The sequence below is a fragment of the Anaerostipes faecis genome (assembly GCF_910574135.1).
Classification (GTDB): Bacteria; Bacillota; Clostridia; order Lachnospirales; family Lachnospiraceae; genus Anaerostipes; species Anaerostipes hominis.
Map to the genome: position 1 here is coordinate 1 of NZ_CAJSYK010000033.1, position 26,297 is coordinate 26,297.

At 44.5% G+C, this 26,297-nt stretch carries 27 protein-coding genes; 1 reads left to right on the plus strand and 26 read right to left on the minus strand.

The genetic code is table 11. The annotated features are described in order from the left end of the window. Positions 1 to 190: 190 nt before the first annotated feature. Complete coding sequence (locus tag QGT46_RS15335; RefSeq protein WP_148460223.1) at positions 191 to 595, minus strand: hypothetical protein; 405 nt, start codon at positions 593 to 595, stop codon at positions 191 to 193. After that, positions 589 to 801 carry a helix-turn-helix transcriptional regulator gene (locus QGT46_RS15340; RefSeq protein ID WP_148460224.1) on the minus strand — a complete coding sequence of 71 codons (213 nt, stop codon included), beginning with the start codon at positions 799 to 801 and terminating at the stop codon, positions 589 to 591. Before QGT46_RS15340 ends, QGT46_RS15335 begins: the two co-directional genes overlap by 7 nt. Before the next feature lie 160 nt (positions 802 to 961). Between QGT46_RS15340 and QGT46_RS15345 the strand changes: the two genes are divergently transcribed. Next, on the plus strand, positions 962 to 2,710 hold the full coding sequence (locus tag QGT46_RS15345; protein ID WP_148460225.1) for an ABC transporter ATP-binding protein: 1,749 nt from the start codon (positions 962 to 964) through the stop codon (positions 2,708 to 2,710). 182 nt (positions 2,711 to 2,892) lie between these two features. Here the strand turns inward: QGT46_RS15345 and ilvD are convergent, their stop codons facing one another. The 24 genes from ilvD to QGT46_RS15465 form a co-directional block, all read right to left on the minus strand. Beyond that, positions 2,893 to 4,551, minus strand: coding sequence for a dihydroxy-acid dehydratase (gene ilvD / locus QGT46_RS15350; RefSeq protein ID WP_301591499.1), 1,659 nt, complete (start codon positions 4,549 to 4,551; stop codon positions 2,893 to 2,895). Between the two features lie 323 nt (positions 4,552 to 4,874). Further along, on the minus strand, positions 4,875 to 5,555 hold the full coding sequence (locus tag QGT46_RS15355) for a FadR/GntR family transcriptional regulator (protein WP_024728779.1): 681 nt from the start codon (positions 5,553 to 5,555) through the stop codon (positions 4,875 to 4,877). 43 nt (positions 5,556 to 5,598) lie between these two features. Next, positions 5,599 to 6,183 carry a GDSL-type esterase/lipase family protein gene (locus QGT46_RS15360; protein WP_148460227.1) on the minus strand — a complete coding sequence of 195 codons (585 nt, stop codon included), beginning with the start codon at positions 6,181 to 6,183 and terminating at the stop codon, positions 5,599 to 5,601. Continuing rightward, a complete protein-coding gene (def, locus tag QGT46_RS15365) occupies positions 6,176 to 6,637 on the minus strand; it encodes a peptide deformylase (RefSeq protein WP_148460228.1) in 462 nt (153 codons plus the stop codon). The genes QGT46_RS15360 and def overlap by 8 nt, the downstream gene beginning before the upstream one ends. A 158-nt stretch (positions 6,638 to 6,795) precedes the next feature. Beyond that, positions 6,796 to 8,658 carry a DNA helicase RecQ gene (gene recQ, locus QGT46_RS15370; protein ID WP_148460229.1) on the minus strand — a complete coding sequence of 621 codons (1,863 nt, stop codon included), beginning with the start codon at positions 8,656 to 8,658 and terminating at the stop codon, positions 6,796 to 6,798. A gap of 37 nt (positions 8,659 to 8,695) precedes the next feature. Then, positions 8,696 to 10,288 carry a DUF2075 domain-containing protein gene (locus QGT46_RS15375; RefSeq protein WP_148460230.1) on the minus strand — a complete coding sequence of 531 codons (1,593 nt, stop codon included), beginning with the start codon at positions 10,286 to 10,288 and terminating at the stop codon, positions 8,696 to 8,698. Then, entirely contained in the window at positions 10,278 to 10,643 is a 366-nt protein-coding gene (locus QGT46_RS15380; RefSeq protein ID WP_148460231.1) for a nucleotide pyrophosphohydrolase, read from the minus strand. The genes QGT46_RS15375 and QGT46_RS15380 overlap by 11 nt, the downstream gene beginning before the upstream one ends. Before the next feature lie 117 nt (positions 10,644 to 10,760). Then, positions 10,761 to 11,261 carry a pyridoxamine 5'-phosphate oxidase family protein gene (locus tag QGT46_RS15385; protein WP_330655916.1) on the minus strand — a complete coding sequence of 167 codons (501 nt, stop codon included), beginning with the start codon at positions 11,259 to 11,261 and terminating at the stop codon, positions 10,761 to 10,763. After that, positions 11,254 to 11,889 carry an NAD(P)H-dependent oxidoreductase gene (locus tag QGT46_RS15390; protein ID WP_148460232.1) on the minus strand — a complete coding sequence of 212 codons (636 nt, stop codon included), beginning with the start codon at positions 11,887 to 11,889 and terminating at the stop codon, positions 11,254 to 11,256. Before QGT46_RS15390 ends, QGT46_RS15385 begins: the two co-directional genes overlap by 8 nt. Before the next feature lies 1 nt (position 11,890). Next, the gene (locus QGT46_RS15395) at positions 11,891 to 12,388 is read right to left on the minus strand and encodes a flavodoxin family protein (RefSeq protein ID WP_301591487.1); all 498 of its coding nucleotides are present in this window, start codon (positions 12,386 to 12,388) and stop codon (positions 11,891 to 11,893) included. 29 nt (positions 12,389 to 12,417) lie between these two features. After that, on the minus strand, positions 12,418 to 13,029 hold the full coding sequence (locus tag QGT46_RS15400) for a TetR/AcrR family transcriptional regulator (RefSeq protein ID WP_024728786.1): 612 nt from the start codon (positions 13,027 to 13,029) through the stop codon (positions 12,418 to 12,420). Beyond that, positions 13,029 to 14,117, minus strand: coding sequence for a radical SAM/SPASM domain-containing protein (locus QGT46_RS15405; protein ID WP_148460234.1), 1,089 nt, complete (start codon positions 14,115 to 14,117; stop codon positions 13,029 to 13,031). Before QGT46_RS15405 ends, QGT46_RS15400 begins: the two co-directional genes overlap by 1 nt. Before the next feature lie 94 nt (positions 14,118 to 14,211). Continuing rightward, positions 14,212 to 14,334 (minus strand): hypothetical protein, encoded by a 123-nt coding sequence (locus QGT46_RS15410; RefSeq protein ID WP_301591489.1) that lies wholly within the window; start codon positions 14,332 to 14,334, stop codon positions 14,212 to 14,214. Next, complete coding sequence (locus QGT46_RS15415) at positions 14,319 to 14,666, minus strand: LD-carboxypeptidase (RefSeq protein ID WP_024728788.1); 348 nt, start codon at positions 14,664 to 14,666, stop codon at positions 14,319 to 14,321. Before QGT46_RS15415 ends, QGT46_RS15410 begins: the two co-directional genes overlap by 16 nt. After that, the gene (locus QGT46_RS15420; RefSeq protein ID WP_148460235.1) at positions 14,666 to 15,199 is read right to left on the minus strand and encodes a DUF6933 domain-containing protein; all 534 of its coding nucleotides are present in this window, start codon (positions 15,197 to 15,199) and stop codon (positions 14,666 to 14,668) included. The genes QGT46_RS15415 and QGT46_RS15420 overlap by 1 nt, the downstream gene beginning before the upstream one ends. Positions 15,200 to 15,222: 23 nt before the next feature. Further along, positions 15,223 to 17,862 (minus strand): translation factor GTPase family protein, encoded by a 2,640-nt coding sequence (locus QGT46_RS15425; RefSeq protein ID WP_148460244.1) that lies wholly within the window; start codon positions 17,860 to 17,862, stop codon positions 15,223 to 15,225. A gap of 171 nt (positions 17,863 to 18,033) precedes the next feature. Beyond that, complete coding sequence (locus tag QGT46_RS15430; RefSeq protein ID WP_148460236.1) at positions 18,034 to 18,828, minus strand: CheR family methyltransferase; 795 nt, start codon at positions 18,826 to 18,828, stop codon at positions 18,034 to 18,036. Between the two features lie 64 nt (positions 18,829 to 18,892). Next, a complete protein-coding gene (locus QGT46_RS15435; RefSeq protein ID WP_148460237.1) occupies positions 18,893 to 20,002 on the minus strand; it encodes an iron-containing alcohol dehydrogenase family protein in 1,110 nt (369 codons plus the stop codon). 215 nt (positions 20,003 to 20,217) lie between these two features. Beyond that, the gene (locus QGT46_RS15440; RefSeq protein WP_148460238.1) at positions 20,218 to 20,805 is read right to left on the minus strand and encodes a sce7726 family protein; all 588 of its coding nucleotides are present in this window, start codon (positions 20,803 to 20,805) and stop codon (positions 20,218 to 20,220) included. A gap of 124 nt (positions 20,806 to 20,929) precedes the next feature. Then, the gene (locus QGT46_RS15445) at positions 20,930 to 21,604 is read right to left on the minus strand and encodes a GntR family transcriptional regulator (RefSeq protein ID WP_024728793.1); all 675 of its coding nucleotides are present in this window, start codon (positions 21,602 to 21,604) and stop codon (positions 20,930 to 20,932) included. A gap of 164 nt (positions 21,605 to 21,768) precedes the next feature. After that, positions 21,769 to 22,482 carry an MIP/aquaporin family protein gene (locus QGT46_RS15450; protein ID WP_148460239.1) on the minus strand — a complete coding sequence of 238 codons (714 nt, stop codon included), beginning with the start codon at positions 22,480 to 22,482 and terminating at the stop codon, positions 21,769 to 21,771. A 26-nt stretch (positions 22,483 to 22,508) separates the two neighbouring features. Further along, positions 22,509 to 23,942 carry a four-carbon acid sugar kinase family protein gene (locus tag QGT46_RS15455; RefSeq protein WP_148460240.1) on the minus strand — a complete coding sequence of 478 codons (1,434 nt, stop codon included), beginning with the start codon at positions 23,940 to 23,942 and terminating at the stop codon, positions 22,509 to 22,511. Positions 23,943 to 23,948: 6 nt separating this feature from the next. Then, positions 23,949 to 24,854 (minus strand): 2-hydroxy-3-oxopropionate reductase, encoded by a 906-nt coding sequence (gene garR / locus QGT46_RS15460; RefSeq protein ID WP_301591496.1) that lies wholly within the window; start codon positions 24,852 to 24,854, stop codon positions 23,949 to 23,951. A gap of 14 nt (positions 24,855 to 24,868) precedes the next feature. Continuing rightward, entirely contained in the window at positions 24,869 to 25,561 is a 693-nt protein-coding gene (locus QGT46_RS15465) for a cyclase family protein (protein WP_148460242.1), read from the minus strand. Positions 25,562 to 26,297 lie beyond the last annotated feature (736 nt).

Sequence of the window (26,297 nt, forward strand, 5' to 3'; positions counted from 1 at the left end):
AATACTCAAAACATCAAGCTCACCTTCTGTTGATTGTTCTAAATTTAATATTCTCAAACCAATTCGTGTTAAATTTTCAAGGTACAAACAAAATCAGATATTTATTAATGTGTCTTTTGACACCCTAATCCTATGAAATAAAAAACATCCGGGATGGCAGCAAATCAGCTGTTCCCGGATATTTCTTTTTTTACATTTTTCTTTCAAACACTTTATAAGAGATTACATAAGTGAGCAGGAAGATCCACATAAGTATTCCTACGACACTGATCAAGACCGGATACCACAGACCTCCGATCAGACAGATGAGATAAAGTGCCATGATCAGTCCGGTGGAGGCAAATCTGTATGCCTTCTTTCCAATCTCCTGATTTCTCTCGTCGGTATTGCTGAGCCGCATTTCTTTCAGCTTTTCCGGATTTTTCAATATGAGCTGAAACCGTATCCAAAGGACCACGGCTGCTGTCATGATTCCTGACCCCACTCCTGCATACGTCGATATCATATGTTCATTGATCTTAACCTCCCAAAAACTGCCTGCCTTCCCATATTCTTTATCATTCCTGGCATTGCCTGCACAAAATAATCCTAACATAAGTTTTCCTCCTCCTGATCAAATATAAAAATATCCTCGATCGTTACTCCAAAAAACTGCGCAATCTTGTGGGCCAGCACCAGCGAGGCTTTGTACCTGCCGTTTTCCAGAGAGATAATGGTCTGCCGGGTCACCCCTACGGATTCGGCCAGCTCCATCTGTGTCACCTTTTGAATCTTTCTCAATTCCTGAATTCTTGTTTTCATATGCACACCCTTTTTTGTATAGTTTGCTTTACAATATTAGTATAGTTTGCTTTACATTTAATGTCAAGCATATTTTACATTCCTCTGTTTACATGCTTTCTGTCCTGTGTTAGAATCTTTACTATCACTGATATTTACTATGAGAATGGAGTCTTATATTATGGATACTTATAAAAAATTCATCAAATATTACGGTCCTTACAAGGCTGTTTTCTTTTTTGATCTGCTCTGCGCGGCCTTCATCAGCATCGTAGATCTGGCATACCCGCAGATACTCCGAACCCTTACAAATACACTGTTTTTAAAGGAATCTTCCGTGATCCTTAAAAATATCTTTGTTATCGGAGGAATTCTGCTGATCTTCTATATCCTCCAGGCATTATGCAAGTATTATGTAAGCTGCCAGGGGCATATCATGGGTGCCCAGATGGAAAGGGATATGCGCAGGGAACTGTTTGAACACTATGAAAATCTCTCATTTTCCTATTATGACCAGAACAACACAGGACAGATGATGAGCCGCTTAGTGTCCGACTTATTTGATATTTCCGAATTTGCGCACCACGGTCCGGAAAACCTGTTCATCTCCGTGGTAAAGATCATCGGATCGTTTATTTTTCTTTTTATCATCCAGTGGAAACTGGCATTGATCCTGTCTGCGGTAGTGCTGATGATGATCCTCTTTTCGGCCCGCCAGAATAAACGGATGCAGGCCACCTTCCTGGATAACCGGAAAAAGATCGGTAACATCAACGCAACCCTTCAGGATTCTCTGGCCGGCATCAGGATCGTACAGTCCTTTGCCAATGAAGATATTGAACGGGAAAAGTTTCATCAGGGGAATGAAGGCTTCCTCATGTCCAAGCGGGATAACTACAAAGCCATGGGAACCTTCCAGGGCGGCAATACGTTCTTTCAGGGTATCATGTATCTGGTAACTCTCGTGGCGGGAGGCTGCTTCATCGCCGCCGGTCAGATGACTCCCGGAGATCTGGCAATGTATGCCCTGTACATCGGTATTTTTATCAGCCCGATCCAGATCCTCGTAGAGCTCACTGAAATGATGCAGAAAGGACTGTCCGGTTTCCGGCGTTTTCTGGATATTATTGAGACAGAGCCTGAGATCGTCGATCTGCCGGGCGCAGAACCTATCGCCGATCCGGACGGCAATATCGCCTATAAGGATGTCAGCTTTTGCTATGAAGACAACGAAGTGGTTCTGGACCATGTTTCATTTGAGATTGAGTCGGGAAAGTCCGTGGCCCTGGTGGGACCGTCCGGAGGAGGAAAAACTACGATCTGTTCCCTTCTCCCAAGGTTTTATAACGTAAGCGGTGGCACCGTTTCCATCGGAGGCCAGGATATACGAAGAATGACTCTTCAGAGCCTGAGAAATTCCATCGGCATCGTCCAGCAGGACGTTTACCTGTTCGGAGGGACCGTCCGGGATAATATTGCATACGGAAAACCGGAGGCCTCTATGGAGGAGATCATCGAGGCAGCCAAAAAAGCTAACATCCACGGCTTTATTACGGAACTCCCCGACGGTTATGACACCTTTGTGGGAGAGCGGGGTACCCGGCTTTCCGGCGGGCAGAAACAGCGGATCTCTATTGCCCGTGTGTTTTTAAAGAATCCTCCAATCCTGATTCTCGATGAGGCAACAAGTGCATTAGATAATGAAAGTGAACGCCACATTCAAAAAAGTCTGGAAGAGCTGTCCAAAAACAGGACGACGATCACCATCGCCCACCGGCTTTCTACGATTAAACATGCCGATGAGATCCTCGTCATAGATGACCATACCATCCAGGAACGCGGTTCCCACAGAGAGCTGTTAAAACAGGACGGAATATACGCAAAATATTACAAAATGCAGTTTGAGGGATTGGAAACCTTTGAAATCTAAAACAATGGGGCCGCACGCATCAAACGTTCGGTCCCATTTTATATATCCACATGACAATGAATTGCTATCTCACGACATATTTAAGCTCCGGCAGCGCTTTCATACTGTACAATGAATATATCTGCCCCGGCGCACTGTTCAATCACTTCATCCTCTGTCATCTTTTTATTTTACAAATATCATCACTCTAAAATGGCACCTGTGCTGCCTGATGTGACACTCCTGGCATACCTTTTCAGGTATCCGTTTTTTAATTTCTGCTGTCTTGGCATCCACCTGCTTTTTCTGTTTTTGATCTCATTTTCATCCACCAGCAGCCGGATTTTATGATCGGGGATATTAATTTCAATAAGGTCCCCGTCTTCCACCAGGGCGATGGGTCCTCCTACGGCCGCCTCCGGCGAAACATGGCCGATGGCCGCTCCTCTTGTGGCGCCTGAGAATCTGCCGTCCGTGATCAGTGCCACGCTGTCTCCCAGACCGCTGCCCATGATAGCAGATGTAGGATTCAGCATCTCCCGCATGCCCGGTCCCCCTTTTGGGCCCTCATAACGGATGACCACCACATCTCCGGATTCGATCCTGCCGGCATAGATTGCTTCGAGGGCTGCTTCCTCACCGTCAAAGACTCTTGCCCTTCCTCTGTGGCTGAGCATCTCTTCTGCCACCGCAGACCGTTTCACCACACATCCTTCCGGCGCCAGATTTCCCTTCAGCACAGCAATTCCGCCGGTCCTGCTGTAAGGCTCCTCTGCCGGCCGGATAACTGTCTTATCCCTGATTTCTTTTCCTTTGATATTCTCAGCTACTGTCTTTAAAGTACATGTAGGCAGATCTGTATGGATCAATCCCAATTTATTCAGCTCATGCATAACCGCAGGAATGCCCCCGGCTTCGTTCAGATCTTCAACATAGGTCTCTCCGGCCGGTGCCAGATGACACAGATTCGGTACTTTTTCCGAAACAGCATTAGCAATGGTTAAGTCCATTCGGATTCCGCACTCATGAGCAATGGCAGGGAGGTGAAGCATGCTGTTTGTGCTGCATCCCAAAGCCATATCCACTGCCAGGGCATTTTCAAATGCTTTCTCTGTCATAAGATCCGATGGCCTGATCCTATTCTTCACCAGCTCCATAATCTGCATGCCTGCTCTCTTTGCCAGCCTGATCCTCTCAGAGTAAACAGCCGGTATCGTTCCATTTCCCGGCAGCCCTATACCCAGCACTTCGGTCAGACAGTTCATGCTGTTTGCTGTAAACATCCCGGAACAGGAACCACAGGTGGGGCATGCCTTTTGTTCATATACCCTAAGTTCCTCTCCTGTGATCTCACCTGTCTGATGTCTGCTCACTGCTTCAGATACAGTGGAATAGCTGATCCTCTTTTTATTCATGGTCCCTGCCAGCATCGGACCGCCGCTTACAAAGATGGACGGAATATTAAGCCTTGCCGCCGCCATTAAAAGTCCCGGCACATTTTTATCACAGTTCGGTATCATAACAAGCCCGTCGAATGGATGGGCCTCAGCCATAGCTTCTGTGGAGTCGGCGATCAGTTCTCTGGTTACCAGAGAATATTTCATTCCCTCATGTCCCATGGCAATGCCGTCGCACACGGTGATAGCCGGAAATACAACAGGCACTCCGCCCGCCAGGGCCACCCCCTGCTTTACTGCCTCCTCAATTTTATCCAGATTCCGGTGTCCCGGCACAATCTCGTTTTTTGAGCTGACAATACCAATCAGCGGTCTCTCCATTTCTTCTTCCGTAAAACCCAGAGCATACAGCAGAGAACGCTGCGGGGCTGCCTTCTCACCCTGTTTTATGCGGTCACTTCTCATCATGATAACCTCCTTTTCATATAAGACATCATACCTCTTGTTTGTTGTATTATAATTCATACGATGTCTTATGTCAATATATACATACTATATATAAAAATAACAACAATCTTTCCGGCTTCTTAAAAATCAAACTCCGTGGCGTGGGCCTGCGTATCGTATACCAACTCATCCGGTGTGACGATGATATGCTGATTATTGTAATCGGCGCACGGGAAGATGACGAGGTCCATGAAATTGCACAAAAACGTATCCATAAACATCAGTTATAAAAGAAACGGCAGATCATCACCTGCCGTTTCTTTTGCCTGTATAAATTCAAACTACAAATTTTCTATATTTAATTCCTTCATAGCATGCAGGATATGAATTCTCATAGCGCTCCTGGCCCCCTCCGCATTTCTGGCTTCCAGAAACTCCATGATCAGCTGATGATCCTTTAAGGTATCCTGTACCGCCATCTCTTTCTGTCTGGACAGCGTGACTCCCTCTCCGATCCCCTGATAGATCACGGGCATCAGCTGATTCATAAATTCATTGTGGGTTGCCTTTGCAATGGACCTGTGGAACATCTGCTCATCTTTTGTCCGGTCTTCCTCCCTGCGGACCTTCTCTTCCACCCGGCGTCCAAATGCGAGAATACGGTCAAGTTCTTTATCACTTGCCCTAAGCGCCGCATAGTAGGCAGCCTCCGGTTCAAAGATCAGCCTCATCTCATAGAGTTCTCTTACATTTACCTTAACATCTTTCAGAGGCGTGAGCAGCTTCACATCATCCGTGTCAATATCCTGTTTCACAAATGTCCCCCGGCCCCTTTGAATCTCCAGAATCCCGTTGGCGACCAAGGCCCGGACCGCTTCCCGCAGTGTCGTCCTGCTGATCTCCATCTCCTGTGAGAGTTCATTTTCATTGGGCAGTTTATCACCGGGCAAAAACCGTTTCTCAACCGTGATCATTGCAAGAATTTCCTCTGCCGCACTGTCTGAAAGCCTTTTTTCTCCCATCTCTTTCTCCTTTTCCGTCTCAGACACATTTTTATCCACAATTCTATCTCAGAAATTTTTCCGCTGTCAACACCCGGGACAATACTTTCCACACCTGTTCATATCCCTCTCTGCTGAGATGAACACCGTCCACCGTATAAGAAAACGGAAGTTCTCCATCCTCCCCGATCAGCCCCCGGTAAACATCCACATATGGAATACCTGTTTTCCTGCACAGCTTTTCAATCTGTGAATTGACCTCTTGTATCTCTTCATTTGACTTTCCTTCTGACCAGAACGGTATTGCATTTCCGGTCTTTCTTGTATACATAGGATACAGTGATTCAATATAAATCCTTGTCTGCGGAAGTTTCTTAAGGATTCGCTCCGCCGTTCCCAAAATCTGTCCAGCCACCGTCTCCGCGCCCCGGTAAAAAGGGAGCAGATAATCATTGGCTCCTCCCTGCAGCAAAACCAGATCCGGGTCCAGCAAAACCACTTCCGTTTCCGCCCTTGCAGCCATCTCCGGCACTGTACTGCCGGCTTGGCCTCTGTTATAAACCAGCGCCTCCACATCCTGAAACAGTTCCATTGGAAAATAGTCGGTGAGAGAATCACCGAACAATACGATGACCTTTTCTTTACTCATCGATTCCTACGTATTCATATACTTTATCTATGAATACCTCTCCTTCCAAGTGGTCGATCTCATGGCAGAAACACTTTGCCATCTCACCTTCCACCGTAAAACTCACTTCATGTCCGTGTTCATCCAGCGCTTCTACCGTCACTCTGGCCGGACGTATGGTTTTACCGAAACGGTTTGGAAAACTTAAACAGCCTTCCACACACTCCTGTGACCCGCTGCTCTCAACGATCACAGGGTTTGCCAGTTTTAAATAATACCCTTCATAGTCTATGACGATCATTCTCCTGAGAATACCAGCCTGGTTTGCAGCCAGTGCCGCCCCGTTCTCTGCACTGTGCAGAGTATCCATCAGATCTTCAAGCTGCTGCCTTGCCTTGTCATCCACCTCAGGTACTGTCTTACACTTCTTCTTCAAAATCGGATCATTTCCGGTACGAATCTTTCTGACTGCCATAACCAGTCTCCTTTACTTAATAATGAACTTGAAATCACTTTATCTTTTGGTTAACAGAACCTATTTCACCTTCCGTAGCAGTAATAAAGTCATCAATATCTTGATTACTGTTTATTGACTCTAAAATATTAATTAATATGTTTTAAAAATTAACTCAATTATGTAGTCACCCCTATCTTTCCGGCTTGAATTTGTTGAAGAAACCGTTCCCCGTATTTCCCAAGCTTAAACTCTCCCACTCCGCTGATATTAAGCATCTCATCCAGAGTCTGCGGTCTTACCTCACTCATGCCTGCCAGCGTCTTATCCGAAAATACCATATACGGCGGTATCTTTTCCTCCTTTGCGATCTCCATACGAAGCTTTCTGAGTTCCTCGAACAGCCCCAGATCTTTTTCCTCCAGGGCGGAAGCGGCTCCGGCCTTTTTCTTCCGTGCTTTCGGCTCCTGTTTTTCTTCCTTCTTAGGAACCTTGATGACAAACTTTTCACCGTCCAAAAGATCCCCGGACCGGTCTGTCAATTCTACCACCGGATAGTCGTCATTGCTCAGATTCAGAAATCCCTGCATTATCATCTCATTGATCAGCTGTTTCAGTCTCGGAACTGTCATTCCGGACAATGCCTTATATTCCGGGTTAGCCTCGAGACCTCTCTGACGGATCTTTTGATTATCTGCCCCTCTCAAGACATCCGCGATCAGATTGACCCCGAAACTTCTCTGACAGCTTTCGATACATCTGACAACCGTCGCTGCCTGCTCTGTCACATCCGAAAGTTCAAATTCTTCTAAACAATTACTGCAGTTCTGGCATTCCGTGCTGCTGTCTTCTCCGAAGTATTTAAGGATATAATGCCTCAGGCAGCCGCTGGACGCACAGTAGAAAGTCATCTGTTTCAGCCGTTCCAAATCTTTCTCCATAACGATCCTGCGGGTCTCCTCGTCCAGTTCCTGATTATCCTCTCCGTGTTCGATCAAAAAACGGTTGGTCCTCTGGTCGGCGGCTCCAAAGTACAGGAAACATTCTGCCGGTTCCCCGTCTCTTCCCGCTCTTCCGGCTTCCTGATAATAACTCTCCATATTTTTCGGCATATTATAGTGAACGACAAACCGGACATCCGGTTTGTCGATTCCCATGCCGAAAGCATTCGTTGCCACCATGATCCGCCTCCGGTCATAAATGAAATCATCCTGATTCTGCCGCCGTTCCGTATCCGAAAGACCCGCATGATATCTGGTCACCGAATATCCGGCTTCCCTGAGCTGATAACACACTTCTTCCACACTTTTTCTGGAAAGGCAGTACACAATACCGCTGCTTCCCGGCATTTTCTTTTCTTTCTCCCTTAAATAAGATTCCAGCTCCCGGTATTTGTCTCTCGGTTTCTTGACACCAAAGAATAAATTCGCCCGGTCAAATCCTGTCGTCACGGCCAGCGGGTCTCTCAGATTCAGGATATTCAGGACGTCCTCCTTTACCTCCACAGTGGCCGTAGCGGTATACGCCCCTAAAACTGGACGCCTCGGCAGCTTCTCCAAAAAAGAGAGAATTTTCAAATAGCTGGGGCGGAAATCCTGTCCCCACTGAGACACGCAGTGCGCTTCATCCACAGCCAAAAAGGAAATATTCACACCCGGAGAAAGGGCAAACTGCAGAAATCCCTCTGTCTCCAGCCGTTCAGGAGCCACGTAAATGATCTTATATCTGCCTTCCCGTGCCAGATCCAGGGCTTTTCTATACTGTCCCATGCTCAATGAACTGTTCAGAAAAGCTGCATGTATCCCGGCCTGATTCAACGCTCCCACCTGATCCTTCATCAGAGAAATCAGCGGAGAGACTACCAAAGTGATTCCGGGCATCATCAGAGCAGGAATCTGAAAGCAGAGAGACTTCCCGGCGCCCGTAGGCATGATACCCAAAACGTCCCGCCCATCTAAAACCGCATCAATCAAAGGCTTCTGGCCTTTCCTGAAATCATCATATCCGAAATATTGTTTCAGTAATCCACGTGCATTCTCCATATGTACCCTTTCATTATGTAGTCATTTTTAACTCTATTTATATTATATCAATATATCCTGATAAATACTCCTTCAAAGCATTGTCACAAACATATAAAAATGTCCCTTTGATTCCTCTCGTCAGAAGTACATAATAAATATTTTTAATATACTCAGCCAGTTCCTTTTCCGTGGCTGTTGCTTTTCCGTTCCGGTCAAAATAAGAATCCTTTTTAATTACTATTTTCTTCAGGTCATTATCATAAGAAATATCATTGCCTAAGATTACAAAAGCATAGTTCAGATCATATCCCTGAATCGAATGTATACATCCTACTTCATCCAAAGCAGTATTGCTGTGCACCCAATTTTCTGTTCGGCTGTTCCATCTTCGGTAAATCCCTTCAATACAGATATCTTTCTTTGATTTATCTTTTTTGCTGACCCATGGCCATGCATATCCTGCCACCATTCTGGAAAGTCCGTCCGATTCTTCTTTTTCTAAAAGCAATTCCTGAAAGCTTTGAAATTGGTCAACAATATGAAACTCATATGAGTCAAAGGTCTTTTTTTCTTCCGTCCGGCAGTTAAGTAATGATGATACATAATCAATATAATCATTTCCTCCCTGTACTCTCATCTGAGAATATAAAGTATAATATGCTGCCATTCTTTTTTCAAACTTCTTAAATATTTTTTCAACCATCAGATCATGACCGATTCCTGACGGACCGATAACCTGCTTTTGATCATAAAATAAGATCGGACAGTCTGTCTGCTCCAGGACCCAGTCCAGTTCAGTACCGTCTTTTGGAAGCCCAAGCCTTTTGTTATTGGCATCGTGTGCTCTCATATTAGGAATATTCTTGCGCTGATGAAGACGATGGGCTTCATCCACAAGCAAGATATCATATTTCTTTTTCACTGTATCGGACGGGCCGATAACATCCCCGGCACTCAGGCCATGAATGTGCTTAAACAAGTTCTTCAGTGTCCTTCTGAGTGACGTCTGCGGAATCACAAGCCCGATCTGTTTTCCCCTGTACTCCGCTTTATCCTTCAGAGATTTCAGTAAAAACACCGCAACAATCGTTTTCCCGCTCCCCGGCATGCCATTCACAAGAATTGGCTTTTTTTCATCCAGTTCAATACTCTCAAGAATCTCTTCCACCGCAGTTCTCTGTCCTTCGTTTAATTCCTTATATGGCGAGTACTTAAATAAATCGGAATTAACGATTTCATCAATAGTATGAACGGCTATTTTTTTCTTTCTTAATTCCTCCCAGACTTCGGGAAAGTATTCATCATAGTATGCCTTGTTATAATAATTGTTGTCAGCAATCCCGTCATTTCCATTCGTCAAAATATAATGCTCATCAGCTGCCATCAGCTGAATTAATTTTGATTCATAATCCAGAGTGACAGATTGATTGAATTCCTCAGAATAAATAAAATGAATTTTTCGGAACGGCCTTTTTTCTTTTACACTTTTATGTTCGGCCATCCTTCTTATGGCTCTGTTTGACTGACCTACATAAGCCTGTTTCTCATTTTCCAGAATATAAATCAGAGGCCAGTTTTCAAGATGCCTGTCGGTTCCATAAGAGTTCTCATGAAATTCTTTGTCCTGAATCCGTAATTTATTCTTCACAGCCTAACTCCGTATACTTTAAATTCTTTCCTTTTATTTTATCCACAGGATACTTCTCTTCATTTTTCTCAATTTTAGTAAGGAGATCATCTTTCAAATCAAAGCCATACATCTGTGAGAAGCGGAGAAGGAAGAAAAATACGTCTGCAAGTTCTTCTGATATGCGTTCCCTTGCTGTATCCTGATCCATCATCTCCCGCATCTGTTTATCTGATTTGAACCGGAACAGGTCCAGAAGCTCATTGGATTCGGTTGACAGCCCGATAGCCAGATCCTTTGGCCCGTGAAACTGATCCCAGTCTCTGTCCTCACAGAACTTTTGTACCTCTTTTGTTAAATATTCTAAAGTGTCCATATACCTTCTCCATAATTATCTGGTTTCCATGAATACTGCTATTATATAACAATTTCCACCGGCTTGGTATACTAATCTTTATTATTTAGAATTTATTTACATTTTTGTATTTTGTTTTTATAAATGCTCCTTGCAGGACAGCTCAGTAACTTCCAGCTTAAACACAGAAACTGCCTCAAACATTTCCTCTGAAAACTCCCAATCTTTCTTTCCGGTATTTTGATGCATCAAAGACACGAGTGCCTTTCTTTTTTCGTCCGTATCTTTTACAGACGTTACTCTGCCGGTTCCTATAACACTCTGGAATCCGGCGGAATAGCCGCAGGCTTTTGTACTCTCATTTAACTTATAATTTGTATCAAGTTCAAACCCTGCACAGGGATTTTTAGAGATCAGTTCAATTTTTCTGCCCTCATCTGCCCCGTGAAAATAAAAAGTCCTCTTTCCGTTATGCTCACAGTATCCAAAGCTTAAAGGCACAATATAAACACTTTCTCCATCCACGAATCCCAGTCTGCAGCAGTTACACGCCGAAATAATTGCTCTGATCTTCGCGGGATCTGTAATTTCCCTGTCTTTTCTTCTCATGATCTCTTCCCCCGTAAAATATTTATTCATAAATCCTTCTGGACAGCTCCTTTGCCGGCAGTCCGTTTTCTTTGATCTGCTTTCTCCATCCCATCTGCCCTGCCAGCTTATACATGATTCTCGGTATCCCAGGAGAAATAAACCGGTCTTCGGCTTTCCCTCCAGTGCTGATACTGTCCGCCATTTCTTTCAGTACAGCGTAGAAATCTTTCTTAATGCCTTTTCCTTCCGGTATATCAGAGAGCATGGGAATCATGCCGCCCCCGCCGATGCCAAGGCCCTGCCCCCAGGAAAGCCCCGCTCTTCTGCACCAGCACCTCATGATCTTCAGGGCGATATGATTTTGATGCCCCTCGTAAAATCCACAGTTTACAATCGCATAGACCATCCTGTCAGCCTCAGTTTCCTGAAATAATTTTTCCATTTGCCGCAGCACAGCCGTCAGATGAGAAGGTATACTGTCCACATAAAGAGGAAACGCAAATACAAGACACTCACTGTCCATGACTGCTGCTTTCATTTCTTCAGTTAATTCCGGCTTTCGCACGGAGATCTCTTTGATATCCAACCCCTTCAGCAAATTTTTTAATTCCTTTAAAATCACTCCGGAACTGCTTCCAGAAGGCTTGGGACTTCCGTTGATACATACGATCTTCATGTTACCTTCCTCCTAACTCATCCGGTGTTTTCACAAACCGTATTCCTTCCACCTGTGCATACAAATTGACTGCGTTGGCCTTAACAAGCTCCTCTGCGGTCCGCTTCTCATCTTCTGATATACACTCTCCGTAAAATCCCACTTTTAATTTTAATATTTTCTCGTATCTCTGCCTGTGGTGCATTTCGCCATTCTTAATCTCAAAATACGGATGCAGATAAGAGATACTCCTATCCAGCACATTTTTCACAAAAGGACTGTAGCCTCCGTAACAGCACCGGCTGATAATCTCAGCCTCCTCACACCGGGCAAGCAGCTCTCCCATGTCACCATACCGGTCTCTTATAATACATTTGCCCGGAGTCCTGATCCAGCATCCGAAACAGCCGATACAATTACGGATTTCCCCTTTATTTCCTATCAAGACCACATCTTCATCCGGTTCAGAAAATAAATTTTTGACTTCTTCTTCGTTCAGATCGTGAATTATTAATTTCATGTTTCCCCCTTTCATAATATAAGCTCTGTCTATTTATACAGCCTCGAAAATTCCATTACCTGTTTTCTCAATGCTTCCAGTGCCTCTTTTTCCTTGTCCGGTTGCTGATCATACCGGTTCAGCAGGAAAAAGATCGGGGCATAAAAGTTAACTGCCATGGCTTTTGGGTCTTTGCCATGGAAAACGCCCCTGGCAGTCATCTCCGCAAACAATTCTGTCTGATAGGACACAGCCGCATCCATAAAAAGTCCCCGGTACACTTCAAACACCTCTCTGTCCCGGTACTGCTCAATCACGAGCATCCTGCGGAACTTAGACGCAAATTCGTCTTTCAGATAAAACAGGAAGATCTTTTCGCTGAGCGCAAGAATCCCTTCCTCACTGATACTTCCATAAAGCTCTGCGGCTTTTTCCATATCGTGTTCATCGGGCAGGCCGTACTCCTTTGACATCCGTTCCATCCGAACCGACATCTCCTTAACGATCGTATCAAATATTTCCTTCTTGCTTTTGAAATGCTTGTATAAGGAACTGTCTTTTATGCCTACGGCATCCGCAATGTTTTTCACACTGGTCCCCTGATATCCATATTCAGAAAATAACGTGAGCGCTTCTTCCACAATTCGTTCTTTTGTATTCATTATCCTTCTCCCTGTAATAAATCTTTTACCAGCTGTTCCTGTTCAAACAGGGCACAGCCTCCAGTATGAAATTCCTCAAGGCTTCCGCTTTCCTGCAGTCTCAAAAACAGAGGAGACTGCAATGCCTCTTTAAGGCTTGTATGTACCAAACTTGTATCTGAATAGGGAGAAAACGGACAGGGCTCTGCGCCGCCGGATGCATTGATATGGAAAAATCCCCTGCCGGCCGCCAGACATCCTCCTGAAGCCTTTTCATCTCCCGGAAATGATATGAACACCATATCCTCCTGGTCCTCTCTGAGCTTTCGGAGCCTTTTTCCCAACGCTTCTCTCTCTTCTTCACCCGGAGCTAAATACTCTGTCTTCCCGTCAGCAGGTACATATTCCACATAGACGACTGCCTTACAGCCGTTTCTTCCAAGTTCACCGAGGAATTCTTCCGACGTGACCTCAAAAAGATTTTCCCTTGTCACCGTAACCGATGCGCCGAATAAAAGGTTCCGTTTTTTTAAACTTCCCATGGCCTGTCTGAGCTTTTGATAGACTCCGCTGCCTCTTCTGGCATCCGTCTGTTCCTCGCCGCCTTCTACACTCAGCACCGGAAAAAGATTTCTGTTGTCCGAAAACAATTTAAGACAATCTTCCTGCATCATAGTCCCGTTCGTAAACACCGGAAAGATTACCTTTTTATGTCTGCCCGCAAATTCTACCACATCCCTGCGCATCAAAGGTTCCCCTCCGGCCAGCAATATAAAACTTATGCCAAGTTTTTCTGCCTGATCAAAAATATCATCCCACTGTGCACCGGAGAGTTCGCCCTCATGCAGACCTTCGGCACAGGCTCCGTTGGCCCTGGCATAACATCCTTTACAGTGAAGATTGCATTGACTCGTAATACTTGCAATTAAAAACGGCGGAATATGCCCGCCCTTTTCTTCTGCAATTTCTCTTAATCTTCGGGCTCTTTTTTCCGCCGCCATAAATTTCAGCATAAAAAGGCTTCCCCTTGGATCAGAAACTCTCAAAATACCGCGGAGGATACGTTCAACCCCGTCACTTAAATACTTCTCCAACCGAAAATCCTGCATACTCTTACTCTCCTTTGACACGCCATGTTTGACTAGTATTTACTAGCTTCCGTTATCATCAGTATAGGATAGTAAACACTAGCCTGTCAAGAGTTTATGAGCTGAATCTATATTTCTTCCCGATGATCAGACATTTTGAATCTGTCCCATGGCCGATTTCCTCCGTCTTTGCAATGGAAACTCCCGGACCGGACATCTTCTTCACAAGCTCTTCCATCCTCGGGAGACATCCCCAGGCCTCCATTGTTGTAAATGTTCCCTTATGACTTGAAAGTCTAAATGCGTCAGAACTTCATTGGCCAGATCTCCTCCCGAAATATCAAAAAGTGCCTTGATCTCGGGATTCCGGTAAAACTCCATAAGTTCCCCGGCACGCTGCCTCCCTGTTCTGTCAAATACTGAGGAACCGGCATAAAGATACCGGCTGAAAACGGGTATGAACCCCAGCTGCTCCAAGGCATTTCCCAGCATCATCACGGCAGACCGGGCCGAGTCTGCAAGTCCGTTGGAACAGCATACAATTCCTGCCTTATCCTGTCTCCCAAGCATCAATGTCCTGTGCCTTTCCTAACAATTCCAACCCGTTTCATATCCTCCTCTAATAATGCACACGGATGATCATACGTCTCAAAACCGGCCGGCGAGCAAATATCGCGGTTCACCCAGCGGCATATGTGCTCCTGATACATCTTATCCATGTTCCAAGGCTCATCTGTATATTCCATGCATTCTATTGCCTTATTAAGCCCCGCCACAGGCTTCCGCCCGTGAGTCTTTGTGATCTTTGGCGCTCCAGCCAGGTTAAAGTAATCATTGATCTGCTCTTCTGTATATCCTTCACTGCGCAGACCGGCCTCTATGGCTTCTTCTGCCCTTTCGGGCAGCACTTTCCAGTCCGCTGCTTTCATTCCCACGAGCACCACAAAAAACCGATTGTTTGCATTGACCATAGCCAATGCCTTTTTCCCCATAAAACGTATAACATGCAGTTCCCAGCAAAAAAACAAGTCGATGGGCTCCCCATACGGCGGCTGTTTCACCTTCAGATGCTTTTGTAACGGAATCGTAATTCCCAGCTGCATTTGCTCTCCTCCTTACTTTTGGCTTATTCTAAATCTCTGATCTTTTTCCGCTCCTCCTCAGACATGGAATCCAGCAAATAACTGCGGTCCTTCTGCTGCCTTTCCAAAAACTCTTCCCTGATTGTCCGGTCAGCAAGCTTCACTTCCTCAAGCAGTTCCCTGGCAGAGAGCAGTGCACATCCCTGTCCCCGTATAATGATCTGTTCCATGCCGTCGGAGGTTGCCACCGTAACATCATATTTCCGCCCATGTTCGTGCGCGAACTTCTCGATATACTGATCCGCAGTCTCCGCCTCTTTTGTATAGACCACATGAATGTTCTGGTAATCCAATATTTCCGTATCATGACCCACAACCCGATAGGCATCAAAAACAACGATCAGCTGGCATTTCCTGATGCCCTGATAATTGCTCATGATGTCCAGCAGCTTCCCTCTGGCCGCATCAATATTTACCTCTGCCAGTTCTCTTAAATCTTCCCATGCAAAGATAATATTATAGCCGTCCACCAGCAGATATTTTTCACCCGGCTTTTTCTTCACTGAGGCCCTGGAAGCCGAACTCTTATAATCTTCCATCGTCCTCTCCAGTTTCTTTTTGACCCATCCGGTCTTTTTCTTTCGGTTCGCAAAATAAGTCTGTTCCAGAATCCGGTCGATCTCCTCCGTGTCAATCCATTCCTCTTCCGTATAGGAACGGCGCACCGCGTCCTCTTCTTCCGGCTCTTTTTCCTCTGCCGCAAGCTGGCATTCCACATGCATATAGTCCTTGACTTTGTCCCAGCTCACCGTAAATCCTGCCCCATGTGAACAGAAGACAGAGCCCGTCGGATTTTCTGTATCCCGCTCAGAATCGTAGCCGCTCTTTTCGATCACTTCCTCTGCATTGTAACAGGGCCTATAACCATTAAGGGCACAAAAAAGACGTCCCCTCCCCTTCGTGTAGGCTATGACTTCTTTCTGATAGCCGCTCATCTCTGAGACCGGGGCACTTCCGGTCAGAACTGACATCTCTCCCTCTGTCTGAGGGTTCTCAAACTCCCCGTACATCCGCTCAATATCCGACATAGCCCGTCCCACCATCTGCTGAGGCACTTCCATACGGAACTCATAGTACGGCTCCAAAAGGACAGACTCCGCCTGTTTCAGACCCTGCCGCACCGCCCGGTAAGTAGCCTGCCGGAAATCACCGCCCTCGGTATGCTTCAAATGAGCCCTCCCTGCTGCCAGCGTAATTTTCATATCAGTTATTGCAGAGCCGGTGAGAACCCCGGGATGCTCCTTTTCCTGCAAATGAGTTAAAATCAGCCGCTGCCAATTCTTATCCAGCATATCCTCGCTGCACTGAGTATCAAACTGAAGGCCGCTTCCCGGCTCCAAAGGCTCCATTAAAAGATGTACTTCCGCATAATGTCTCAGAGGTTCAAAATGTCCCACGCCCTCCACTGTTTTTTTGATGGTCTCTTTGTAAACAATATTTCCTGTTCCGAATTCAACTTCTGCATCAAACCGTTCGGCAATCAGGCTTTTTAGTATTTCCAGCTGAACTTCTCCCATGATCTGCACCTGAATCTCCTGAAGCTGCTCATTCCATAAAATATGAAGCTCGGGCTCTTCCTCCTGAAGCTGCCTTAATTTTGGCAGCATCACTCCTGCACTCATCCCTTCCGGCAGTATGACCTGATAGGTAAGCACCGGTTCCAGAGCCGGCTCATATCCGGTATCCTCGGTACCAAACCCATCTCCCGGACGGGTGTCCGTAAGCCCTGTGACCGCACAGATCATTCCTGCCTGTGCTTCCTCCGCCGTCTGATATTTTTCTCCGGAATAAATTCTGATCTGATTGACCTTTTCCTCTTTCGGTTTTTGTATCAGCGCCGACCTTACTTTCAGAACACCTCCTGTGACCTTTAAATGAGTCAGGCGGCTGCCCTGTTCATCCCTGGAGATTTTGAACACCTTTGCCCCGAATTCTTCGGAATAATCCACCGGACGGGTATAAGTCCCGATTCCCTGCAAAAATTCCCGGACTCCGTCTGCTTTCAATGCGGACCCGAAATAGCAGGGAAATACCCTTCTCTCCGCAATGATTTCTGAAATATCTTCACTGCCGATCATTCCGCTGTCTAAGTATGAGTTGAGCAGTCCTTCGTCACAAACTGCGATATCTTCATAAAAATCCTCACCGCATTCCCGGCTGAAATCAACACATCCCTCATCCAGCCGATTTTTTAATTCTGTCAAAAGCTGTTCTTTGTCAGTCCCCGGCTGATCCATCTTATTAATAAATAAAAAGGTTGGAATTTTGTATTTCTCCAATAAGCGCCACAACGTTTGCGTGTGTCCCTGGACTCCGTCGGCGCCGCTGATCACAAGAACCGCATAATCAAGAACCTGCAGAGTCCGTTCCATCTCGGCAGAAAAATCCACATGCCCCGGCGTATCCAGGAGTGTGATTTCCATTTCTCCGAACCGGAGAACTGCCTGCTTTGAAAATATGGTAATCCCGCGGTTTCTCTCAATCTCATGTGTATCCAGGAACGCATCTTTATTATCAACCCGTCCCATGCTCCGGATGCTGCCGCTCTCATAGAGCAGACCTTCCGACAGGGTTGTCTTTCCTGCATCCACATGGGCTAAAATTCCGATTACTAATCTCTTCATCATCTATAAACTCATTTCTATATTCTTATTTAGCTGTTAGTCCTATTATAGCAAATACGATGGACACAATATAGGGGCTTGATAACTTTGTGTATGTCCCTGATGAATTGTTTTTATTTTATCAGAAAAACGAAAAACAGCCCCAGGTTAAAAACCCTGAGACTGTCCGTGTTACTTCTTTTGATAAACAGAATGTCCTAAAAACTCCCACTTCCCATGCCCCGGCCTGATAATTTCTCCATTCCCGAGAAATAAATATCCTCCCGGTTTTAAAGACTGGTACAGACCCTGCAAAATTTCATTTTTCTTCTGAATGTCCATATACACCATCACATTTCGGCAGAAAATCACATCATACTGCTCATCCGGCCACTGCTGCTCTGCCAGGTTGTGATAACGGAACCGCACCATATCCTTGATCAGCTGAATGACTGCATAGGCAGTTCCATCCTTCTTAAAATATCTCATCCTCCAGTCCACCGGAACTTTTATAAGCTGCCTGGGCAGATATTTTCCTTCCTCACCCTGGGTGAGTTCGTGTTTTGCAATATCTGTCCCGGTAATCTCGATTTTGGGAAGTTTCCATCCCCGTCTTCGGCATTCCTCCGCCGTGATGGCAATAGTGTAGCATTCCTCACCGGTGGCACAGCCTGCACTCCATATGCGAAATACGTTTTCTTTACCTCTTAATCTCTGTAATATTTCATGCTCAAGATACTCAAACTGCCCGCTTTCTCTCATGAAATATGTATAATTGGTGGCCGTAAGATCAATTAAATTCTGTTCTGTCTCCGGATCTTTCTGTACTGCTTTTACATACTCCAAAAAACTCTCCAGCTGCAGCCGCTCCAGCTCATGCTGAATTCTGCATTGAATCAAATTTCTTTTGTTGGAAAGCTTCATCCCATATTTATTCTGAATGTATTCTGTCAGAGCATCAAACTCATCTTGATTCATCTCAATCATTTTCTTTACTCCTAAGTTTTACAGAGATAATTTATTTCAGTTAAGCGCACTCTGCGCGATAAGCTTATGATATAAGACTTTCTTTCAATTCTCTTCCGTAAAAATTTGTTTCTTTCATGCACTGAATAAAACTTTCTTTCGTCACTCCGCTTTTCTTTGGACGGAACTCCCATTCTGTCGTTGTAAGAGCCTTATCGGCCATTGCATCAAATTCGTGCTCAGACACTTCGATATCATCAAAACAGACCGGAAGTCCCATACTCAGATTGAATTTTGCAATTTTATCACGTTCTTCAAACTCTGTCGCAAATGTGAGCAGACACAGAACTCCTAAGGCTACTACCTCCCCATGAAGATGACGGTGTCCTCCTTTCGTGACCGTTGACCCATAATATACGCAATGTGCCAGGCTTGAATTATAGTAATAATCAGGCGCACTGCTGACCATATTGGAAACAAGTCCTGTACTGATGATGATATCCAGAGTCACCTGTTCCAGTTCATAGGAGACTCTTTTCTCCCTTAAATCTTCCAGTGCCTTTTTCCCATAGTCAATCAACGGGGCTGTACAAATGCGGCTCAGCTGGACTCCCATCATAGGCGTATGAGATAACTCATCCTCCCGGGACGCAAACACTGCCTCACACTCCTTGCTCAGGGCATCCCCGATCCCTGCCCAGAGGAGCTGTTCCGGAGAATCGGCTATAATTGATGATTCAATAAATGTATGGTCCGCTGCTTTGGGATAGTAGTATTCGCGAAAAGAACCATCCGGATGATAGATCACTGAAATCGCTGTCACTGCCGCACAGTTGGATGCAACCGTAGGAAAACAAAACAGCGGTTTGTCCAGTTCATTAGCCAGATATTTACCTGTATCACAGGCACGCCCTCCTCCAACGGCAAAAATCATATCTGCCTGCCTCACCACATCCTGCTCCATCAGAACATTTCCGTTTTCGTATGTAGAATCTCCGCCGTACCAGATAAAGTCCAAAATCTGCACGTCAGAATCCTTCACCCCCTCCAAAAGCTTCTCTTTTGCTTTTGACATTGCCGTCTTTCCTCCGATGACAACTGCTGTCTTTCCAAGAAACCGGGCCTTCTCCGGAATTTCCCGATAACAGCCTTCTCCAATTGTATATCTGGGTAAATTTACACTGTAGTAACTCATATGTTATACTTCCTTTCTGATTTTTATACAGTCTCACAGGGTATTTTTTTATTCCGTCGAGAGGTTTTCATAACTTTCATAATGGACTAAAAAGTCTCCTTATGTCCGAAAACATAAAGAGACCAAATTATCCGCTATTAATTTCTGGACTGCTGATGATACATTGAAGTCATTATAATCCTGAAAAAAATAATATGCAAGTCCTTTTACCCCTATCAAATTTTCCCAGATTTATATAGGCGGATAGTATCTTCGATTGCGTGATAGTCCCGCTCAAACAATTCATCACTGATTTGGGTCTTCAATATATCCTGAGGAACCCTCTCTATGATTTTATCAATAACGAATCTCTTGCTCTTTTGTTTGTACTTCGGAAGCTGATTTAATTCCTGTATATGAGCCAATTCCGGCCTCCAAAGTAATTTCATTTTATCTTTCCACACGAGTTTCGGATTTTCGACCGGACTCCGGAGCAGATAGAAATCCACTTGATCTCCTGCCTCTTCTACCGTAATGATTCCCCACCATTCCGGTACCTTTTCTTCTATATGCAGTGCATGTCTGGTGCCTGCGACCACATAATTATAGTCGAAAAACCGGTCATAGTCTCTGATCTGTCTGCTCAGCCGGGTATAAGTATCCGCATCGCTCTTAATCTCTATACCAAAAACAGAATCCTCTGTAACCATGACAATATCTGCTCTGGATCGTCCCATCTGTTTTTCTTCTATTATTCTGATCTTATGATAGCACTCCTCCAAAAAATCAAAGAGAGGACTGCGAATGTCTTTATCGTATAGCATATTTTTTAATCCATTCTCGCCTATATATTAATTTAGTATAAATCTCAAGTTGTTTCTCAAGCTCTCCCAAATCAGAATAGCTCATCTCCTCTATGTGCTAAATCTTATCTAAGTTTATATCCTACTACAGCATCTTTGGTTTTTCCTTTATCAGTTCCAGATTAATATTTTCTGCCACTGATAAGTGACGGTTCAGCAGGTCCTCAAGCTCTATATGATTCTGCTGTTCAAGGGCAGCCATGATCCCTTTGTGTTCCCCGATGGTCTCCTGCATCCTTCCTTCCCGTGTAAAAGAAAGAACATTCTGCCAAAAGATACGGTGCATATATTCTTTATACAAATGCAGCATTGCATCATTTTCCAGAAACTCCACGATACCTTTATGAAACTCATAATCAATCCTGGCAAACTCCTCGCTGGAACCGTTTGTATCGATCAAATTCTGCTGCTGTTTAATCTTCATTCTCAGATCGATCAGACATTTTTGTGCCTCGGCTGAATCCAAATCTGCGACCAGCTGTTTTAAACAAAAGGTCTCAATGGCATTCCGTATTTGATAGGTTTCCCTGATATCATCCTCCATCATTTCATGAATCATGAATCCTTTGCTTGGATAGACGTCAATATAGCGTTCCTGCTCCAGCCGTAAGACAGCATCCCTCAAAGGAGTTTTTGAGATTCCCAGTTCTTCCGCCACTTTTTTCTGGGAATAGATAACCCCATGTTCCAACTTATCGTTCAGTATCAGATCCTTCAGATAATCATATGCTTTGGACTGCAACAGCTGTGTACTTTTCATGCTACTACCTCATCTTCTAAAAAGCCTCATCATATTGTTAACAATTATCTAATACTATAGCATATCTTTCAGATTCTTTCATCCACTGCAATTTATTATAGAAGAAAAAACATCCTTTTCTCCAATACATTTGAAAAAAAGGATGTCCGTAAATTTACAGATTACTAAAAGATCACTCGATGGAGCATTGCCGCAAGAAATGCTCCGATCAAAGGACCTGCTATGGGAACCCACGCATATCCCCAGTTTGATCCTTCTTTATTCTTTATAGGGACAAGCGTATAGATAATACGGGGCATAAGATCTCTTGCCGGGTTAATGGCATAACCGGTCAGTCCCCCAAAAGACATGACCCCTCCTGCTACTCCGCAGAATACAAAGAACATTGCCACTCCATTTGCCGGATTTTGATGTCCGAGGGAAAGCAGGACAAACATGAGACAAAAGGTTGCCATGATCTCCGACAGACAATTCCGCCAGGAATTCTGAATTGACGGACCTGTGGTAAATACACCCAGCTTGGTACCCGGACACTCTTCTTCATCCAGATGATCTTTATACAGCTGCCAGATGATCAAAGCTCCGATAGATGCCCCGATGCATTGTGAGATGATATATCCCGGAACAAGGCTTCCGCTCAAATTTCCTGCTGCCCAAAAACCCACCGTCACTGCCGGATTGCAGTGCGCTCCGGATACAGGTCCGAAACATACTGCTACCGTCACCATTGAAACACCCCATCCAAGAGCTGCTACAATACCTCCGGCTCCGCACATACCAGATTTACTCAAAGAAATATTTGCACAGACACCCAATCCTAACACCATAAATAATGCAGTTCCAACCAGTTCTGCAAGATACAGATTCATATGTTCCATCTGCCACTCCTTCCTGAACCGCCGTTTTATCTGCGGATCAATTCCTCAACAGCCTCTTTCAGCGTATAAGTCTCTCCTACATTACCCGGAAAAATAATATATGGGATTTTCGGAAATTTACTTTGTTCATCTGTCTGCCAGACAGGAATTCCCGGTTTGATCTGGCCCATAACATTTGCTTTTTTCACTGAAAGTGCTTTTGTACCTATATCACTGGATGTAATACCTCCTTTAGCAACTACAAAGGCAGGAACAATTTTCAGTCTTCCCACCAGAGCCTGAACCCCCTGTGAAATTTTTACAGACCGGAGCAGAGCTTCCGTTTTGCTGTCATTGTCAACTGTCAGCAGTCTGCGTTTTGTATAACATACGGCAGTCTTCCCGGATGCTATGATCTGTTCGCTAAGACTTACCACCCGGCTGATCTCATCCTCAAAAACCTGATCTCCCTTCAGTACCAGATCTGAATTAAACTCAATTCCAGTTACTTCGTCTAATGTCAGAAGTTCCTTTAACTGGGCTGTTGTCTTATTGGTATGAGAGCCTACCACCACAATTCCCCCATTGTTTGTGTCCGCAGTTATCATTTCATTTTTAGTCAAAAGTTCCCTGTCTGTTACCCCTCCGATTACCTTTACCAGGGATGCGGCCGACCGGAATAAAAATGTCTTTCCTTTCTCCATTGTCCGGTAGAGCGCAGTACAGAATACTTTAAGGTCACAATAATCCACTGCATTGACAATCACCTTATTGAAATTTTCAACAGTCATCAGCTTTTGCTCGATTTGTGCATAGTCACAGTTTCTGAGCATTTCAAGAGAAATGCAGATGGTATCTTCTCCCTTAAACACCCCTTCATTTTTTTCTTCCACATACTCTCTCAGATCTGAACTCTTGTATCCGAATGTTTTATCTTTGGAAAATTCCGTCTCTCCGGCCGGCACCAGCATTTCATTATCTTTTACATAATGGACGTTATCAATGGTGTATCTTCCGCCTTCTTTAAAAAAGAAACACAGAATTTCCCCGTCAACAGGATGATCGCCCTGTTTTTCCATGACTTGCTTTAAAGTATTTGTCTCTAAAGGATAATGCCCCCTTAGTGTAGAATCACTCCTGCTGATCAACACATATTTCTGATTCAATTCCCGGGAGATTTCTTCCACTGTCCGGGCAATTTCTTCATGCACCTGTCTTGTCTGTTTCGGTGTCATGGACCTGGAATTGGTTAATATGTAAAACAGTCTGTTTTCTTCGATAAACCCTTTTCTCATACTGGCTTTTGACCAGTCTGTAAATACCGAAATATCATGAACAGTCTGTATCCCGGTAGGGTCATCATCCAAAACAACAAACTTTATCTGACTTTTATTAATCTCTTCGTTCAGCAGCCGGCCGATCTTTCTTTCGTCAACAGGACTGTACTGCTTTAAAACTTCTATCGTCATATATTCAGCCATAATCCATCACCTCTCAGTATTCTCTGTTGTACTTTTTACTTCTGTCTGTGCAAGTTTCTCAAAATACTGGACAATCCCTGCATGATCGTCATTCATATGTCCCGATACCTTCAGTGCCTGAAAAACCTCAAAAAGCTGGCTGGTAAAAGGCACCGGCACGTCGATTTCATGGGCTGTCTCAACCACGTTTTTAATATCCTTGTGATTAATAGAAATCTTCCCTCCCGGCTTAAAATTTCTTTCAAGGATCATCGGCATCTTTGCATCTAAGACAGCACTTCCGGCCAGTCCGCCTCTGATCGCCTTATAAACTTTGGACGGATCTGCGCCGGCCTTTGATGCAAGGACAAAAGCTTCCGAAACGGCAGCAATATTCATATTTACAATCACCTGATTGGCAAGCTTTGTAATGCTGCCGCTTCCGCTTCCGCCGATCAGCAGTGCCGAAGATCCCATAATCTCAAAATACGGAATCAGTCGGTCAAAAGCGTCCTGATCGCCTCCCGCCATGATGGCAAGAGTTCCTGAAACAGCTCCTGGTTCCCCGCCGCTGACAGGCGCATCCACAAAACTGACTCCCAGTTTTTCCAATTCTTCATAACATTCTTTCGACTGGACAGGGGTCACAGAACTCATATCACATATGACCGTTCCTTCCCTGACCGTGGATGCGATCCCCTCTTTCCCGAAAAGAGAGTCCTTTACAATCATTCCATTTGGAAGGATCATAAAAATAATGCCGCATTCCTTTCCAATCTGTGCCTTTGTTCCTTCCAAAGCTCCAAGGTCTGTCATCTGTTTTACTGCCTGATGATTCAGATCATTTACCATCAGCTCTACGTGTGCATTTTTTAAATTAATGGCCATTGGGAGTCCCATGATCCCAAGACCTATAAATCCTACTTTTGTCATTTTTCTGTCTCCTGTCATTTCTCTTCAATCTCTGCCATACATACAACCTGACTAGAATCCAGACCTTCAATCCTCAGTGGCGCATTGATAAAATTAAGTATTTTTGCATCCTTTGGAATTTCTGAGAGATGCATGTCTTCTATTCCTGTCACAAATTTTCCTGTATAGAATCCCAAGATATTTCTGTGGCAATCCGGAGGAAGTTCTCCTTCCGGCACTTTATCAGACGGCGATCCGATGGCCAGAAAATCCATTCCGATTCCTTTTAAGTCCGGAAAATTTTCTGAAAGGTAAATTCCTGCACTTGGCGCGATATATGGCCCTTCCTTTTGGTATCTCTCCGGCTCTGTAAACTTATACTGTTCAAATCCTGTACGGATCAGAGCAAAAGATACTTGTGATAAAACATCCGCAAAAGGTTCCAGATCCTCTTTGGTGATTCCCTGGGCATCGCTCTTTGGTATTTCTAAAAGTGCGGTTTTCTTGTGAAAGAAATATTCTACCGGCAGTTCATTTATACTGATTCCGTTTTTAACAAAGTGTCTTGGAGCATCCATATGGGTTCCGAAATGATTGGGCAAAGTGCTTATATAGGAACAAAATGGACAGTCATCTGATACATCGGTCATCTGCTCCACCTTAATAACCGGCTCCCCCGGCCACGCCAATCCTTCCGGATCTAATTTGTGTGATAAAAATAAATACATTACAGTTACCTCCTTCTCTTTAAAAAACTAAAATGAACCTGTACTTTTGATATAATTAGTATACCGGTATATCGGTATATCAGTCAATCATTTCTTGCTATCTTGTATAATTTATATATCATTTCTGTCAATTTATTGTGCATAATTATATATGAGTTTTATATCACTATCGTTGGATAGCTTCTTTTATTTTTTAGGAAAGTCTTTCACGCGTTAGCGTGACAAGGTCTTTCTTAAGAAAAAAGAACAAAGTGGGCAAGCCCACTTCAACGCCCCAACCCCTCACTCTTTGAGGGGCTTGACAACTTTGCGTGCCAGATGCAATTTGCCGCAGGCAAATAATTTCCTTACGCATCTGTGCACAACCCGCGGAGCGTTTTTATTTCATAGGGAAGGTCGTAGAACTTTCCTATGAATTAAAAATCATAGAGAGACTTTTGATATAATTTTCTGTCTAAGGTTCATATTAATAGTTTGATAGATTTTCGATTATCTCTTTAGAAGTTCTTATATGTCGGAAGATGTTCACGTTTCCGCTCATAACCCCTCACATCTTTGCTATAGGAAGTAGTAGGAATGGTAATCGAGTAGGGGAGATTAAATCTCCCCTCTCACACCACCGTACATGCCGTTCGGCATACGGCGGTTCAACATAACTTCAAAGCATGACGTTCCATGTAATAATCGTAGCAACTCACAAGCCCTGCCTGTTTCAGCTTTTCTTTTGAGATTGCCC

Coding starts and splice junctions, on each gene's coding strand:
- QGT46_RS15335 (WP_148460223.1), bottom strand. CDS start 595: ATGTTAGGATTATTTTGTGCAGGCAATGCCAGGAATGATAAAGAATAT.
- QGT46_RS15340 (WP_148460224.1), bottom strand. CDS start 801: ATGAAAACAAGAATTCAGGAATTGAGAAAGATTCAAAAGGTGACACAG.
- QGT46_RS15345 (WP_148460225.1), top strand. CDS start 962: ATGGATACTTATAAAAAATTCATCAAATATTACGGTCCTTACAAGGCT.
- ilvD (WP_301591499.1), bottom strand. CDS start 4,551: ATGAGAAGTGACCGCATAAAACAGGGTGAGAAGGCAGCCCCGCAGCGT.
- QGT46_RS15355 (WP_024728779.1), bottom strand. CDS start 5,555: ATGGGAGAAAAAAGGCTTTCAGACAGTGCGGCAGAGGAAATTCTTGCA.
- QGT46_RS15360 (WP_148460227.1), bottom strand. CDS start 6,183: ATGAGTAAAGAAAAGGTCATCGTATTGTTCGGTGATTCTCTCACCGAC.
- def (WP_148460228.1), bottom strand. CDS start 6,637: ATGGCAGTCAGAAAGATTCGTACCGGAAATGATCCGATTTTGAAGAAG.
- recQ (WP_148460229.1), bottom strand. CDS start 8,658: ATGGAGAATGCACGTGGATTACTGAAACAATATTTCGGATATGATGAT.
- QGT46_RS15380 (WP_148460231.1), bottom strand. CDS start 10,643: ATGGACACTTTAGAATATTTAACAAAAGAGGTACAAAAGTTCTGTGAG.
- QGT46_RS15385 (WP_330655916.1), bottom strand. CDS start 11,261: ATGAATAAATATTTTACGGGGGAAGAGATCATGAGAAGAAAAGACAGG.
- QGT46_RS15390 (WP_148460232.1), bottom strand. CDS start 11,889: ATGAAGATCGTATGTATCAACGGAAGTCCCAAGCCTTCTGGAAGCAGT.
- QGT46_RS15395 (WP_301591487.1), bottom strand. CDS start 12,388: ATGAAATTAATAATTCACGATCTGAACGAAGAAGAAGTCAAAAATTTA.
- QGT46_RS15400 (WP_024728786.1), bottom strand. CDS start 13,029: ATGAATACAAAAGAACGAATTGTGGAAGAAGCGCTCACGTTATTTTCT.
- QGT46_RS15405 (WP_148460234.1), bottom strand. CDS start 14,117: ATGCAGGATTTTCGGTTGGAGAAGTATTTAAGTGACGGGGTTGAACGT.
- QGT46_RS15410 (WP_301591489.1), bottom strand. CDS start 14,334: ATGGAAGAGCTTGTGAAGAAGATGTCCGGTCCGGGAGTTTCCATTGCA.
- QGT46_RS15415 (WP_024728788.1), bottom strand. CDS start 14,666: ATGCTTGGGAGACAGGATAAGGCAGGAATTGTATGCTGTTCCAACGGA.
- QGT46_RS15420 (WP_148460235.1), bottom strand. CDS start 15,199: ATGCAGCTGGGAATTACGATTCCGTTACAAAAGCATCTGAAGGTGAAA.
- QGT46_RS15425 (WP_148460244.1), bottom strand. CDS start 17,862: ATGAAGAGATTAGTAATCGGAATTTTAGCCCATGTGGATGCAGGAAAG.
- QGT46_RS15430 (WP_148460236.1), bottom strand. CDS start 18,828: ATGATTGAGATGAATCAAGATGAGTTTGATGCTCTGACAGAATACATT.
- QGT46_RS15435 (WP_148460237.1), bottom strand. CDS start 20,002: ATGAGTTACTACAGTGTAAATTTACCCAGATATACAATTGGAGAAGGC.
- QGT46_RS15440 (WP_148460238.1), bottom strand. CDS start 20,805: ATGCTATACGATAAAGACATTCGCAGTCCTCTCTTTGATTTTTTGGAG.
- QGT46_RS15445 (WP_024728793.1), bottom strand. CDS start 21,604: ATGAAAAGTACACAGCTGTTGCAGTCCAAAGCATATGATTATCTGAAG.
- QGT46_RS15450 (WP_148460239.1), bottom strand. CDS start 22,482: ATGGAACATATGAATCTGTATCTTGCAGAACTGGTTGGAACTGCATTA.
- QGT46_RS15455 (WP_148460240.1), bottom strand. CDS start 23,942: ATGGCTGAATATATGACGATAGAAGTTTTAAAGCAGTACAGTCCTGTT.
- garR (WP_301591496.1), bottom strand. CDS start 24,854: ATGACAAAAGTAGGATTTATAGGTCTTGGGATCATGGGACTCCCAATG.
- QGT46_RS15465 (WP_148460242.1), bottom strand. CDS start 25,561: ATGTATTTATTTTTATCACACAAATTAGATCCGGAAGGATTGGCGTGG.